Origin of the sequence: Nitrospirillum amazonense, assembly GCF_007828045.1 — a bacterium.
In the GTDB taxonomy this organism is placed as follows: domain Bacteria; phylum Pseudomonadota; class Alphaproteobacteria; order Azospirillales; family Azospirillaceae; genus Nitrospirillum; species Nitrospirillum amazonense_C.
On the sequence record NZ_VITN01000008.1, the window covers coordinates 26,082 to 38,967 of the forward strand.

At 70.2% G+C, this 12,886-nt stretch carries 13 protein-coding genes and 1 riboswitch; of the genes, 6 read left to right on the forward strand and 7 right to left on the reverse strand.

Annotation, left to right across the window (positions count from 1 at the left end; genetic code table 11):
- Positions 1–29: 29 nt before the first annotated feature.
- Positions 30–263, forward strand: coding sequence for a hypothetical protein (locus FBZ89_RS14260; protein WP_145750649.1), 234 nt, complete (start codon positions 30–32; stop codon positions 261–263).
- A gap of 6 nt (positions 264–269) precedes the next feature.
- Here FBZ89_RS14260 and FBZ89_RS14265 read toward each other — a convergent pair whose 3' ends face one another.
- The 4 genes from FBZ89_RS14265 to pseG are packed head-to-tail and all read right to left on the reverse strand — an operon-like array spanning position 270 to position 5,947.
- Positions 270–545 carry a type II toxin-antitoxin system RelE/ParE family toxin gene (locus tag FBZ89_RS14265; RefSeq protein WP_281292020.1) on the reverse strand — a complete coding sequence of 92 codons (276 nt, stop codon included), beginning with the start codon at positions 543–545 and terminating at the stop codon, positions 270–272.
- Positions 542–724 carry a hypothetical protein gene (locus tag FBZ89_RS14270; protein ID WP_145750650.1) on the reverse strand — a complete coding sequence of 61 codons (183 nt, stop codon included), beginning with the start codon at positions 722–724 and terminating at the stop codon, positions 542–544. Before FBZ89_RS14270 ends, FBZ89_RS14265 begins: the two co-directional genes overlap by 4 nt.
- Before the next feature lie 35 nt (positions 725–759).
- The gene (locus FBZ89_RS14275) at positions 760–4,851 is read right to left on the reverse strand and encodes a DEAD/DEAH box helicase (protein WP_145750651.1); all 4,092 of its coding nucleotides are present in this window, start codon (positions 4,849–4,851) and stop codon (positions 760–762) included.
- 19 nt (positions 4,852–4,870) lie between these two features.
- Positions 4,871–5,947: a UDP-2,4-diacetamido-2,4,6-trideoxy-beta-L-altropyranose hydrolase gene (gene pseG, locus FBZ89_RS14280; RefSeq protein ID WP_145750652.1), complete on the reverse strand. Its 1,077-nt coding sequence runs from the start codon at positions 5,945–5,947 to the stop codon at positions 4,871–4,873.
- Between the two features lie 75 nt (positions 5,948–6,022).
- Between pseG and FBZ89_RS14285 the strand changes: the two genes are divergently transcribed.
- The 5 genes from FBZ89_RS14285 to FBZ89_RS14305 all read left to right on the forward strand — a co-directional run bounded on the left by FBZ89_RS14285 (position 6,023) and on the right by FBZ89_RS14305 (position 10,288).
- Positions 6,023–7,105, forward strand: a complete 1,083-nt coding sequence (locus tag FBZ89_RS14285; protein ID WP_145750653.1) for a 3-oxoacyl-ACP synthase III family protein — start codon at positions 6,023–6,025, stop codon at positions 7,103–7,105.
- A 5-nt stretch (positions 7,106–7,110) separates the two neighbouring features.
- Entirely contained in the window at positions 7,111–8,031 is a 921-nt protein-coding gene (locus tag FBZ89_RS14290) for a heme-dependent oxidative N-demethylase family protein (RefSeq protein WP_246172207.1), read from the forward strand.
- Between the two features lie 94 nt (positions 8,032–8,125).
- Positions 8,126–8,282, forward strand: a riboswitch (FMN riboswitch).
- 157 nt (positions 8,283–8,439) lie between these two features.
- Positions 8,440–9,123, forward strand: coding sequence for a 3,4-dihydroxy-2-butanone-4-phosphate synthase (ribB, locus tag FBZ89_RS14295; protein ID WP_246172209.1), 684 nt, complete (start codon positions 8,440–8,442; stop codon positions 9,121–9,123).
- 135 nt (positions 9,124–9,258) lie between these two features.
- Positions 9,259–9,723 carry a nuclear transport factor 2 family protein gene (locus FBZ89_RS14300; protein WP_145750654.1) on the forward strand — a complete coding sequence of 155 codons (465 nt, stop codon included), beginning with the start codon at positions 9,259–9,261 and terminating at the stop codon, positions 9,721–9,723.
- A 4-nt stretch (positions 9,724–9,727) separates the two neighbouring features.
- Positions 9,728–10,288, forward strand: coding sequence for a TetR/AcrR family transcriptional regulator (locus tag FBZ89_RS14305; RefSeq protein ID WP_145750655.1), 561 nt, complete (start codon positions 9,728–9,730; stop codon positions 10,286–10,288).
- A 20-nt stretch (positions 10,289–10,308) separates the two neighbouring features.
- Here FBZ89_RS14305 and FBZ89_RS14310 read toward each other — a convergent pair whose 3' ends face one another.
- The 3 genes from FBZ89_RS14310 to FBZ89_RS14320 all read right to left on the reverse strand — a co-directional run bounded on the left by FBZ89_RS14310 (position 10,309) and on the right by FBZ89_RS14320 (position 12,875).
- Entirely contained in the window at positions 10,309–11,280 is a 972-nt protein-coding gene (locus FBZ89_RS14310; RefSeq protein ID WP_145750656.1) for a rhamnan synthesis F family protein, read from the reverse strand.
- A gap of 81 nt (positions 11,281–11,361) precedes the next feature.
- Positions 11,362–11,922, reverse strand: a complete 561-nt coding sequence (locus tag FBZ89_RS14315; RefSeq protein ID WP_145750657.1) for a GNAT family N-acetyltransferase — start codon at positions 11,920–11,922, stop codon at positions 11,362–11,364.
- Positions 11,919–12,875 carry an RHO alpha subunit C-terminal catalytic domain-containing protein gene (locus FBZ89_RS14320; RefSeq protein ID WP_145750658.1) on the reverse strand — a complete coding sequence of 319 codons (957 nt, stop codon included), beginning with the start codon at positions 12,873–12,875 and terminating at the stop codon, positions 11,919–11,921. The genes FBZ89_RS14315 and FBZ89_RS14320 overlap by 4 nt, the downstream gene beginning before the upstream one ends.
- Positions 12,876–12,886 lie beyond the last annotated feature (11 nt).

The window sequence follows — 12,886 nt, forward strand, 5'->3', positions numbered from 1 at the left end:
CGCCCCTTTTGTTTCCGGACCCCGCCGTCATGCCCGATTGGTACTACGACCTCAGCGACACCGTCGGCGGCTGGAGCCACGGCGTCTCCGTCTGGGTGATCATCGGCGTCATGGTGGCGGCCTACCTGCTGCTGACCGCGCGCAGCGCGCACAAGCAGGGGGAGTTCGGCGAATTCGCCCGCAGCCTGGGCCTGACCGTGGCGCTGCTGGCCGCGCTGGGCGGCTTCATCGAGGCGTGGATCTGGGTGGACCGGCACTGGTAGGCGGGATCAGCCCCGATCCTGCGCCCCGTGCCAGACGCGCAGGATGACCACCTCATCATCCATGATTTCGTAAATGATCACGTAGGGCGGAAAGACGAGCAATTCCCGCGTCCCGGGCACGCTGCCCGGACGGCCCCGGTTCGGGAAGGTGAGCAGGCTGTTCGCCGTGGTCAGCAACGCCCGCAAAATCCGTTCGGCGGCGACAAGATTGAAAGTGGCGATGTAGGCGACGTGCCGATCGACATCGCCCAAAGCGTCAATGGACCAGCGAATTCGTTTCAAGTTTGCCCAGGCGCGGCGGGCGGGTGAACTTTTTTTCCCGCCAGCAACTGCTCAAGCCACTCTACGACAACATCGTGATCAACGACGTTGCCCCTGGCAACCGACGCGCGTGCCTCCTCGATGGCGCGACGCTTGGCGTCTTCGTCCACGAAGTCAAAAATGGAAGCGGGCTGGGTCATGCTGGAAGCATAGCACAGCCGTCCGGCCCCCGCCATCACCCCACACCCTGGATCAGAGCCAGCAGATCCTCGTCGGACAGATGCCCAGCGGTGTCGGCGTCTTGCAGCAGGGCGTCGGCCAGGTCGCGCTTGCGGCCGTGCAGGGCGACGATGCCCTCCTCGATGCTGCCCTTCAGGATCAGGCGATAGATGGTCACGGGCCGGCGCTGGCCGATGCGGTGGGCGCGGTCCGACGCCTGGTCCTCCACGGCGGGGTTCCACCACGGGTCCAGGTGGATGACGTAGTCGGCCGCCGTCAGGTTCAGGCCCACGCCGCCGGCCTTCAGGCTGATGAGGAACAGCTCGCCCTCGCCCGCCTGGAAGGCCGCCACCCGCCGCTGCCGCTCCGCCGCCGTCAGGCTGCCGTCCAACAGCTGATAGGTGACGCCCATCCGGTCCAGGGCGATGCGCACCCGCGCCAGATGGCCGATGAACTGGCTGAACACCAGGGCGCGGTGGCCGCTCTCGCGCAACTCCTCCACCAGTTCCAGGAAGGCGTCCAGCTTGGCCGAGGGCAGGTGCGCGTCGGCCGCCACCAGGTCGGGGTGGCAGCAGGCCTGCCGCAGGCGGGTGATCTCCGCCAGGATGTGGATGCGGGAGCGCTCGCCCGACATCTCCTCCAGCTTTTCCAGGGCCCGGCGGCGCAGGGCCTCGTAGAAGGCGATCTCCTCCGCCCCGCGCTCGACCAGCAGGGTCTGCTCCGTGCGCGGCGGCAGTTCGGACAGGACCGCCGCCTTGGTCCGGCGCAGCAGGAAGGGCTGCACCACCGCGCGCAGGGCCGCGCGGGCGCCCGGGCTGCGCGCCGCCTGGATGGGGGTACCGAAGCGCTGGGCGAAGGCCTTGCGGCTGCCCAGCAGGCCGGGGTTGGTGAACTGGAACAGGCTCCACAGCTCTTCCAGGTCGTTTTCCACCGGCGTGCCGGTCAGGGCCAGGCGGAAGCCGGCGGTCAGGGCGCGGGCAGCCTGGGCGCGGCGGGTGTCCGGGTTCTTGATGGCCTGGGCCTCGTCCAGCACGGCCACGGCCCAGGGTACGGCCGTCAGCAAGGCTTCCTCCCGCACCAGCAGGCCGTAGGTGGTGACCAGCACGTCGCCGGGGCCAAGGGCCTTCAGCACCTCCTGCCGTCCGCCCGTCTCGGCCAGGCGGTGGACGGTCAGCCCGGGGGCGAAGCGCGCCAGTTCCGACTGCCAGTTGCCGGCGACGGAGGTGGGGGCCACCACCAGCATGGGGCCGTCGCCGGCCTTGGCCGCCATCAGGGCAATGGCCTGAACGGTCTTGCCCAGGCCCATGTCGTCGGCCAGCAGGGCGCCGGCGCCCAGGCGTGCCAGCCGGCTCATCCAGAAATAGCCCTCCGCCTGGTACTCGCGCAGTTCGGCGGTCAGGCCGTTGGGCAGGCGCGGCTGCCAGGCCGCCGCCTCATCCAGGGTTTGGATGAAGGCGTGCCAGGCCTGGTCCACCTGGGCCGAGGCCGCTTCCTCGACCAAGCCGCGCAGGGCGGCGCCGGCCGCGCGCGGCACCTTCGTCCCCCCCATGCGCAGCAGGCGGTCCAGCTGCTGGCGGAAATGGCGGTCCAGGGCCACGAACTGGCCATCGCCCAGGGGCACGAAACGGCCGGGCGCGTCCTCCAGCCGGGTCAGCAACTCCTTCAGGTCCAGCACCAGCCCCTCATCCAGCGTCAGGGACCCGGCCACGGCGAACCAGCTTTCGGTGCTCTTGACCGTGGTGCTGAAATGGCTGGAGCCGGCCTCGTCACCATGCAGGGTCAGCTTCTGCCCCTCCGGCCATTCCAGGACCGGCGGCTGGGGCAGGGCCTTCAACTCGCTCAGGAATTCCAGCGCGGCGCTCAAGCCCTCCAGCTCCCATTCCCGGCCTTCGCCGCCCAGGCTGGGACAGGCGTCGGCCAGGGCCTGGGCCAGGCGTTCTTCCGCCGCCAGATCGCGCACGGCGCGGCGGCCGTTGCCGGTGACGCGGCGGCTGCCTTGGCCGGGGGCGAAATGGGGCCCCTCGGGGCCCAGCGGTCGCACCACCAGCGAGACCTTGAGGCCGGGGTCCAGCAGGCGCAGCCGCACCACCGGGGCGGGGTCGCCCTCCTCCGTCCGGCCCTCGTCCAGGTCGGCCGCCTCCACCCGCACCGGCAGCTCGGGCATGCGGGAGCGGGCGATGGCGGCCAGGCGGTCGCGGGCCACGGCCGGCACGGTGATGCCCTCCTCGCCCAGCAGTTTGCCCGCCGCCACGGCTTTGTCGTCGATCACCACCACGCGCCAGCGGGCGGGACCCTCCACCTCGATGACGGCGTCCGGTTCCGGCGCCGGGTGCGACAGGGCCAGGCGGTAGCCGTCCCGGGTGCCGGCCAGCACCAGCTCCGCCCGCGCCAGCACCAGCTCCACCGGCGGGCCGGGTTCGCGCCGGTAGAACACGCGGGGGTGGCCCGCCAGGGCCGGCAGGGCGTCGCGCGGCGGCAGGAAGTACTCATAGCGGGACCGGCCATGGCCCCAGCCGTCATAGTCGCGGGCGATGGTGGCGATGACGCGCCGGTCGAACTCATCCAGATAGGTCAGTTGGGTGTCGCCCTGGTACAGGCGCTTCAGCGGGATGGGGCGTCCCACGCTCCAACCCTGGGTCGGGCTTTTGGTCGGGCCCCGCTGCTGCACCTGCTCCACCGGTTCCACCGCGCCGCTGCTGGGATCGACCAGCCAGGCCAGGCGCTTGCCCGTGGTCTTCCTCTCCGCCGGGGCCGGCGGTTCCAGCAGCACCTCCAGGCTTTCCAGCGCCCGCTCCCACGGCTCCTTGACCGGCAGCAGGGCCAGGAAGCGCAGCGTCACACGCCTGCCGGGCCGCGCCAGATGGGCTTGATAGGGGGTGGGATTGTTGGCCACCCGGGCCAGCACCTCCGCCATCAGGTCGGCAGCCAGGGGCATGGTGGGGGCCAGATGGCGGAACCACTGGTCCCAGGCGTCGGCATGCTGGCGGGCCAGCGCCGCATCGACCACGGCCGCCGCCACAGCCACCAGACCCAGGCCCAGGGGGGAGGGCCGGGCCATGGTGTCGGTGGCGCTCAACAGCCATTTCACACCGTTCAGGGCCGCCTCGGGCTTGTTGGCGGCCAAGTTGGTCAGGGCTTCGATGGCCATGGACCCCAGCGGGATCTGCCCGGCCTGGATGTGGTCCTGCGCCAGGGTGGGGATGGCGGCGTGCTGGGCTGGGTCGCCCCCGGCCAACTGCGCACACAGGTGCAGCACCCCCAGATACCCTGGCAGACCGCCCTTGCGCTTGCGCAAGGCCCGGCGATGCAGAGTCACGGCCTCGGCGAACAGCGCGCGGGCCCGGGGTGCGTCCCCTGACAGCAGGGCCTGGGCGGCGGCATAGGGCAGGGCCGCGTCGCTTGAGGGTGGATCGGCCAGCAATGCCTGCAACGCTGGCACATCGCCGCTCAGCAGGCGGAAATCCGCGATCAAGGGAAAGCAATCATGGCGCAGCGCGGGGAGTGTCTGGGCATGGGCCACCAGAGCCGGCAGGTCCGGCGACATCTCCGCCGTTGCGACCCAATGCCCGACCTTCACCGCCAGCAGTGTCGCCTGGATGACGGGTGCGCGCCCGGCCAGCCAGTCGATACCCAAGGGTACCAGGGTGAAGTGACGCGTGAACGGCTCCGTCAGGGCAGTCGCGGGGCGTTTGGCCAGGGTCAGCAGGCGGTGGAACTCCGCGCCATCGTTCCGCAGGGCCGCCAGACGCAGTCCCCGCGCCAGGTCGATCTCCACCAGCTTGGGGTCCCAATAGCTTTTCGACTCGCCGGGCAGCTGGGTGCGAATGGCGATGGCCAGGGCCTTGCCCTCCGCCGTCTCCAGCGCCGCGACGGACGCCGCGTGGGCCAGCGCGGGCGGGCAGGCCATCTTGTTGTTCAGCAGGCCGTGGCGGCGCAGGCTGTTCTGCGCATCGATCAGCGCCTCATGGGTCCAAGGGGTGGGGCTGACGCGCGCCTGGTTCAGGCAATCCAGCAGCGCGCGGGCCGGCGGCAGCGGGCCGATCAGGGCGATGAGGCGCAGCAGGATGCGGTCGGAGGGCGAAAGCGCGTCGAGATCGGGCGGGGTCATGCAGCGACCATAGCGGTGATCAGGCTGGCAGGGCCAGCAACGCGTCGGCGATGCGCATCGCGCCCAATCCATCCACCACCTGGCCACCCACTCCCTGGCCGTCGCCGCCCTGGCCGATGCGGCGGCTCAGGGTCGCGCGCGCGTCGGCGTCGGCCCACAGCGCCAGGGCGGCGGTCGTGACGCGCTCCGCCGCCTCGGCCTTGTCCATGCCGCGCGCGTCGATGACCCGGGCCTTGGCCGATGCCGCCACCGCGCCGGCGCTGCTGGCCTGGTTATCCGCCACCACCACCAGCAGCGTGGGCACCGCCAGGCAGGCCAGCTCCCCCAAGGTGCCGCCGGCGGCGGACAGGGCCAGGCCGGCCTCGCGCATCAGATCGGCCATGCGCGGTGTTTCCACGTGCACGACCGTGTTGGGGTAACGGTCGCCGGCGGTGCGGATGCAGTCGGTGTTGGGGTTGCTGCCCCCCACCACCACGTCCAGGCCGACGCCATCGGGCAGGGCCGGGGCCAGGCGCTTCAGGCAGGGCAGGGTCAGGCCCGCCGGGTCGGTGCCGCCGAAGGTCAACAGCAGGCGCCGGCGCTGGTCCAGCGGCGGCAGGGCCTGGCCGCGCGCCCGGCGGAACTCCGCCCGCAAAGGCGCGTAGGCGGGCCCCAGCGCCAGCACGGCGTCCGGGTTGGTGGCACGATAGACCGCCTGGTCCACCGCCGCCCCCGGATTCACGATCAGGCGGGCGTGCAGGGGCCGCGTGCCCGGCCCGTCATCGAAGGCCATGACCGGCACACCCAGCCCAGCCAGTCCGGCGCGATAGGCGTCGTCGAAGTGATAACCGTCCAGGATCAGGACGCGGGCATCGTGCCGGCGGACCTGCTCCGCCAGGCTGGTCACATCCGCCTCACCTCCCGCCGGGCCCGCCAGCATCATGACGCCGAAGCCGGCGGCGTCCAGGCGCCGCGCCAAGGCCGGTGGCAGGTCCACGGCCGCGAACAGGGGTGACACCCCCCGTTCCCTCAGGGCCTCCGCCACCGACAGGCAGCGCATGACATGGCCGGTGCCCATGGAGGCGGTGGCGTCGGCGCGGATCAGGATGGTGTTCAACAGAGGGCCTTTGGCATCGGGACCGGAATGGCCATAGTATAACAGCTAAGGACACTTCTCTCAGGGCGGGTTGCGGTGAAGGCCATCGTCGAAGGCGTGCGGATCAAGGGCTTCCGGGCCGTGGTGCCCAAGGAACGGCATTCCTACCTGGAAGACCACACCCTGTTCACCGAGGAGGAATCGCGAAAGCTCTACGCTACCATCGGCGTGGCGGAGCGGCGCCTGCTGCCCCGGCCCTACATGGCGTCCGACATGTGCGTCGCGGCGGCCGAGGGGCTGATGCGGCAGTTGGACTGGGACCCGGCCTCGGTCGACCTTCTCATCTTCGTCAGCCAGGATGCCGATTACGTGCTGCCCGTCACCGCCGCCGTCATGCAGCGGCGCCTGGGCCTGCCCACCACCGCCGCAGCCTTCGACGTGCCGCTGGGCTGCTCCGGTTTCGCCTACGGCACCTGGATGGCGGCGCGCCTCCTGGGTGGCAGCACGGCGCGGCGCGCCCTGGTGCTGGCCGGCGACAACTCCGCCCGCTGGCTGCGCCCGGACGACCGCGCCACCCTGCCCCTGTTCGGCGACGCCGGCAGCGCCACGGCGCTGGAGGTGGACGCCGGCGCCCCCCCCATCCACGCCATCCTGGGCACCGACGGCAGCGGGGCCAAGCACATCTTCGTGAAGGCCGGCGGCAAGCGCGATTGCCTGATCCCGGGTGAGCAGCCCTGGTCGGAGGAGGAGCACAAGCGCCTCTACCGCGATGCCCGCCTGCACCTGAACGGGGCGGAGGTCTTCACCTTCACCCTGCGCTCCGTCCCGCCGCTGCTGCGCGAGGCGATGGAGCACGCCGGCGTGACGCTGGACGATTTGGATATGATCGTTCCGCACCAGGCCAACCGCATGATGCTGGACCACATCCGCAAGAAGATCGGGGCGGCGCCCGAGCGCTTCCTGATCGATATGGAGAAGTTCGGCAACACCAGCTCCGCCTCCGTGCCCCTGGCCATTTGCCACCGCATGGGGCCCATGCTGGCCGCGGGGCCGAAGAAGCTGCTGATGGCCGGCTTCGGCGTCGGCTGGTCCTGGGGCACCCTGGTGGCGGAGGTCGGCCCCATCGCCGAACCGACGCTGGCCGAAATGCCGGACGATTTCGCGCCGCTGGAAGTCTGACGCCTGTGAACGCCTGGGACCTGCCGCCGGAACAGCCGTGCTGGCCGTTCGACGGCGGCGACTGGCGCATGGCCATGGGCCTGATGGCCCTGGACCCCGCCCGATGGCTGATGGTGGACGACAGCTGCCCCGCCCTGCTGGCGCAGCGCCGCCAGCTGCTGGTCCAGCGGCACGGGGCCGTGACCGGCTTCCTGCCAGGCAGCGAGGGGGCCCAGGGGGAATTGCTGGCGTTGCTGGCGGACCATCTGTCCCATCACTTCCCGCATGCCTACACCCGCGACGGGCACCGTTTCACCTGCCACATCACCGGAGATGCCTGGGACTTGGCCGACGCCGGCCCAAATCCGCTGGAACTCGCCGGCCGCCTGGTGGCGGAGGACCTCTGCCTGTTGCTGCCGGGCCCTGATGATGTCCCTATGCTGGCCGCCGCCGTGCTGTGCTTCCCCAACCGCTGGCGCCTGCATGAGAAGCTGGGTCGGCCCATGGCGGGCATCCACGCGCCGGTGGCGCTCTATGGGGAAAGGCTGGGGCGGCCGGTGGACCGCTTCCTGGAAACCCTGGCGCCGGAACGGCCGGTGTGGCGCATGAACTGGGGCCTGAACGACGACCCCGCCTTGTTCCAGCCGGATGAGGTGGCGCACACCGTCGCCGATGCCGCCATCAGCGCCGACAATGCCGGCCACCGCCTGTTCCTGCGCATCGAACGCCAGACCCTGCGCCGCCTGCCCGCCACCGGCGCCGTGCTGTTCACCATCCGCACCTATCAGCGCGCCCTGGCCGACCTGGCCGCGATCGAGGCGGCGCAGTTCGCCCACATTCTGCGCACGGTGCCGGAACCGGTGGCCCGCTACAAAGGCCTGCCGCGCACGGGCGGCCCCGCCCTTGGTTTCCTGGACCGTGTGGCGCAAGGTCTCGGCCCCTCATAAGGCCCATGAGGAATTTCCAACCGTCCCCGTGTTGACAGGGCGGGGGCGGGATCGTCCTATCAGCGGGTCATCCGGCCCCGCCGGATGGCGGAACGCTTGTTCTCAGGGCAGGGTGGAAATCCCGACCGGCGGTATCCCCTCTTGACGGAGGGGGAGCCCGCGAGCGCCCAGGGGCGGTGACGCCCCTGGGGTCAGCAGACCCGGTGAAACGCCGGGGCCGACGGTTATAGTCCGGATGAAAGAGGATGAGCCGGCCCGCGGTGCGCGGGCGCGCACCCCCATGGGCCCGCCGGGTCCGGGCTGGGAACGCGCACGTGCATGGGGCCTGCCCGGGGGACGAGTCCGTCCGCCCATCGTCTTTTCTCGCCCTGATTCAGGCTCGCCCGATTGTTCAACGGAGTGAGACCCTTGAGTCAGATTTCCCATATCCCCGCCGCCACCCATGACGATGATCTGCTGTCCCGCTTCGGCGACGCCGAAACCCGGGTGGCCCGCGCCGTGGCCGCCATCCAGGCGGGCCAGGGCGTGATCGTCGTCGATGATGCCGACCGTGAGAATGAGGGCGACGTCATCTACGCCGCCGACAGCCTGACGGTGGAGCAGATGGCCCTGCTGATTCGCGACTGCAGCGGCATCGTCTGCCTGGTGCTGACCGACGACCACGCCCGCGCCCTGGACCTGCCGCCCATGGTGGGCGCCAATTCCTCGCGCTACGGCACCGCCTTCACCGTCAGCATCGAGGCCAAGGCCGGCGTCACCACCGGCGTCTCGGCCGCCGACCGCGTCACCACCATCCGCACGGCCATCGCCGCCGGCGCCAAGCCGGAAGACCTGGCCCGCCCCGGCCACGTCTTCCCCCTGCGCGCCCATCCCGGCGGGCTGGCGGCCCGCCGCGGGCATACCGAGGCCACCATCGACCTGGTGCGCCGCGCCGGCCGCGCGCCCGCCGGCGTGCTGTGCGAGGTGATGAAGCCCGACGGCAGCATGGCCCGCCTGCCCGATCTGGTCACCTATGCCGAAACCCACGGCATGCCCCTGGTCAGCATCGAGGATCTGGTCGCGGTGGCGATTTCCCGGCGCGCCGTCGCCTGAGGATCGGCGCCGGCCAAATAGGACGGGACGAAAAAAAACCTCTTGCCAGGGGATGAACGGAGCTGTACCAATTGGTCAACGACGTACCGATTGGTACAAGTCGTGCCCCCGCATCCCTTTCCCATGGAGATCCCAATGTCCCGTCCGCCCTTACCCCCCTACACTCATGATACCGCCATCCAGAAGGTCCGCGCCGCCGAGGATGGCTGGAACAGCCGTGATCCCGCCAAGGTGGCGCAGGCCTATACCGTCGACAGCCGCTGGCGCAACCGGGCGGAGTTCGTCACCGGCCGCCCCGCGATCGAGGCTTTCCTGGCCCGCAAGTGGGCCAAGGAACTGGACTACCGCCTGATCAAGGAAATATGGGCGTACACGGAAAACCGCATCGCCGTACGCTTCGCGTACGAATACCGCGACGACAGCGGCAACTGGTTCCGCGCCTACGGCAACGAGAATTGGGAGTTTGACGCCGACGGGCTGATGCGGGCGCGCCACGCCTGCATCAACGAACATCCGATCAAGGAGTCGGAACGCAAGTTCCATTGGCCGCTGGGCCGCCGCCCTGATGACCATCCCGGTCTCAGCGACCTGGGGCTGTGACAGCATGGCGCGCACGCTTGCCGACCGCCAGGACGTGATCCCCGTCCTGGCGGAAGTCTTCCGCGACCATGGCTTCGAGGGCGCCAGCCTTTCCGCCATCACCGCCCGCACGGGCCTGGGCAAGGGCAGCCTTTACAACTTCTTCCCCGGCGGCAAGGCCGAGATGGCAAAGGTGGTGCTGGCCCATATCGACAGCTGGTTCCGTACCCACGTCTTCGAGCCGCTCGACCGGACGGAGGGCGGCTTGACGGCGGTGGAGGCCATGTTCCAGGCCACCGACGCCTACTTCCGCTCCGGCCAGCGGGTGTGTGTTGTGGGCGTCTTCGCCCTGGGCGATGCCCGCGACCTGTTCACCGAACAGGTGCATGGCTATTTCGCCGCCTGGGTGCAGGCCCTGGCCGGCGCGCTGGTCAGGGCGGGCCGCGACCCGGACCGGGCCCGAGCCGACGCGGAGGAGGTGGTGGCCGGCATCCAGGGCGCCCTGGTGCTGTCCCGGGCGCTGAACGACACCGGCGTCTTCACCCGCACGCTGGCGCGGCTGCGGCGTATCGCATCAGGGGATTGAAATGGCGCGCCCGACCGGCGCTATGCGGCCGCCCGCACCCGCCGGGCGGTGGCGAACACCGGCACGCCCAGGACGCGGATGTAACACAGCCACCAACGCAGGCTCCGGCTGTACTTGCTGCGCCTGTACGTGCCGGGCAGCGGGGCCAGGCGCGTACGCTCCTGCCGCCAGGGCAGGTCGTGGATGATGGGATGGGGGGTGCCGCACAGGCGGGCGACGTGCGCCTCGATCAGGTTGACGGGGTAATACCGGGCCATGCGCTCCAGCCGGTCGCGCAGGCGGGCCACCCGCTGCTGGTTCTGGCTGAACACCGCCACCTTCACCAGGGGCATGCGGTATGTCTCCAGGCACGCGTCGAAATAGATGTCGGAGTACAGCTCCTTGGCCACGAAGGGCCGGGGCAGATAGCGGCCGGGGCGGAAACCAAGGGCCAGCAGCCGCTGGCTGAGGCCGAATTCGTAGGCGCGGCAGACGGCCGCCTTGTCAGGCTGCCGCGTCACCTCGTCCCAGAAGCGGGTGAATTCCGGATGGCTGGTCACCGCTGGGCGGAAGACCAGGAAGTTGCTGGTCAGATAGCGGATGTCGCCATCCACCAGCCCGTCGGTCAGCCCCCAGAAGTCGCAGTCCTGCCCCGCCATCGTTTCGAACACCGGGACGAAGGGAAACACGCCGCCGTAACAGCTGTCGTTGGCGACGATGACCTCGTCATAGGTGGCGACGTCGGCGCCCAGGGCCTGGAAGCCCAGCTTCCAGCTGCCGAAGTCATAGGCGCCGTGGCGGCCCGCGTGCACCAGTTCGGCCAGGCCCGTCAGCCGCTCCGCCTGGCCCTCCATAAGGGCGCCGTCGGAAACGAACAGGATGCGCTCCGCCACCTCGCGCAGGCTGCGCAGGTAATAGAGAACATGGTCGTCGATCTGGCCGTCGCGGTCGAAATGGGCGAACAGCGCCACGCGGCGGGGGACGATGACGGATGGATGGTCGGTCGGGATCATGGTCGGGGCCCTTGCCCTGGGAACTAACTGCTTGTCCCTTCCACGACCGTTAACCAAGAGACCTTGCGGCCTATCCGCCTTTTAGCCAGGGGGCCACATATGGCCATCCCAATCGGCGTATTCCCCGAATTTCAGGCGCTTTTCCGCCCATTCCCCCGCCGATATCTCGAACAGGTGGACATCGTATGCCTGACCTTCCTTCACGGCATGGTCCTTCAGCACCCCGACATGGCGATAGCCCAGCATGGTCTGACCGCGCAGGACGCGGTCGTTGTCGGCCATGACCTGGTTTACCACCTTGCGCAGGCCCAGGGCGTAGAAGACGTGGTTCAGGGCGTGGGCGAAGTTCAGCGGGGCGGAGCCGGTGCGGCCGCGCCGGTCGGCCATGTAGGCCCCCAGGGTGGCGATGCCCCAGGCCGCATGGGTAATGGTGATGGAGGCGTAACCCACCGGCACCCCATCCACCATCATGATGCGGTGGTGATAGTCGTTGCGGGCGTTGCTGCGCGCCAGCCAGGCCCGCTGCTTTTCGATGTCGTCCTCCACCTGCGTGAACAGGTGGCGGGAGATGTCGGGCCGCAGACGCCAGTCCAGCAGCAGGCGGGCGTCGTCCTCCGTCGGCCGGCGATAGCTTAGGGTCATGCCGCGGTCTCCTCATAGGGCGCGTCCGCCGGCGGGGGCGGGGTGTCCAGGCCCAGGACACGGGCCCAAGCGTGGTGGAAATCGGCGATGCGGCGCTCACGCCGGCCCAGGACGCCGGGACCCAGCGCCGCCGCCCGCCCTTGCTGCACCCGCTCGCACAGCGGCTGGTCCTCCAGGATCACGGCGCGGGCGGCCTCGGCCAGCACGCTGGTCAGCGACCGGCGGAAGGCGGCCACGGCCGGCTTTTCCGGCGCCGTCACCGGTAGGAACAGGCGCCAGTCCAGGCGGCTGCGGTCTGGGGCCAGGGGCGTCACCGTGTGGGTGATGACCATGGCGCCATAAAAACTGGCCACGTACAGGTTGGGGAAGACGAAGCAATGGTCATAGCGGGCGTGGTCGGTCACGCGGCGCAGGCCCATCTTGCCGTCGATGCGCCGCCACCACGTCTCCGTGCCCTCCGACAGCAGCCAGCTGGATGTGCTGTGGCGGCCATGGCGGGCGGTTTCCAGGTGCGTCTGCCAGTCGGCATGCACGGCGGGGTGGATGGTGGTGGGGTGGACGGTGGAGCCGTGGAAGTCATCCATGGTGTTTTCCACCAGCGCCTTCCAGTTGGCGGCGAACGCCACGTGATCCTCGGCGATGGGCTGGTCGCATTGGCCCGACAGCCGGGCCAGGTGTGCCGCCACCGGCCCCAAATGGTCGGCCAGGCCGGGGCCGCCGCCCTCCAGCCGCACGAAGACGAAGGCGCCGCAGGCGTCCACCTCCAGCGTGTGGCCCTCCTCATCCGTGGCCGTGAGCGCGGCGGTCACGGTGACGGGCGTGCCCAGTACCGTACGTGCCAGGGGCGCGTCGAACCGGGTGCCGACGTACAGCCACTGCCGGCGCAGCGCCGCCAGCTCCCGCGCGTGACAATCGGAATCGTCGAACCAGCGGGCGGGCAGCATCTCCCCCATCACATCTCCCC

What these genes read in the sequence shown, in the direction of transcription:
- FBZ89_RS14310 (WP_145750656.1), bottom strand. Translation starts at nt 11,280, where the DNA reads ATGATCCCGACCGACCATCCATCCGTCATCGTCCCCCGCCGCGTGGCG.
- FBZ89_RS14270 (WP_145750650.1), bottom strand. Translation starts at nt 724, where the DNA reads ATGACCCAGCCCGCTTCCATTTTTGACTTCGTGGACGAAGACGCCAAG.
- FBZ89_RS14260 (WP_145750649.1), top strand. Translation starts at nt 30, where the DNA reads ATGCCCGATTGGTACTACGACCTCAGCGACACCGTCGGCGGCTGGAGC.
- FBZ89_RS14300 (WP_145750654.1), top strand. Translation starts at nt 9,259, where the DNA reads ATGTCCCGTCCGCCCTTACCCCCCTACACTCATGATACCGCCATCCAG.
- FBZ89_RS14305 (WP_145750655.1), top strand. Translation starts at nt 9,728, where the DNA reads ATGGCGCGCACGCTTGCCGACCGCCAGGACGTGATCCCCGTCCTGGCG.
- FBZ89_RS14315 (WP_145750657.1), bottom strand. Translation starts at nt 11,922, where the DNA reads ATGACCCTAAGCTATCGCCGGCCGACGGAGGACGACGCCCGCCTGCTG.
- FBZ89_RS14275 (WP_145750651.1), bottom strand. Translation starts at nt 4,851, where the DNA reads ATGACCCCGCCCGATCTCGACGCGCTTTCGCCCTCCGACCGCATCCTG.
- FBZ89_RS14320 (WP_145750658.1), bottom strand. Translation starts at nt 12,875, where the DNA reads ATGGGGGAGATGCTGCCCGCCCGCTGGTTCGACGATTCCGATTGTCAC.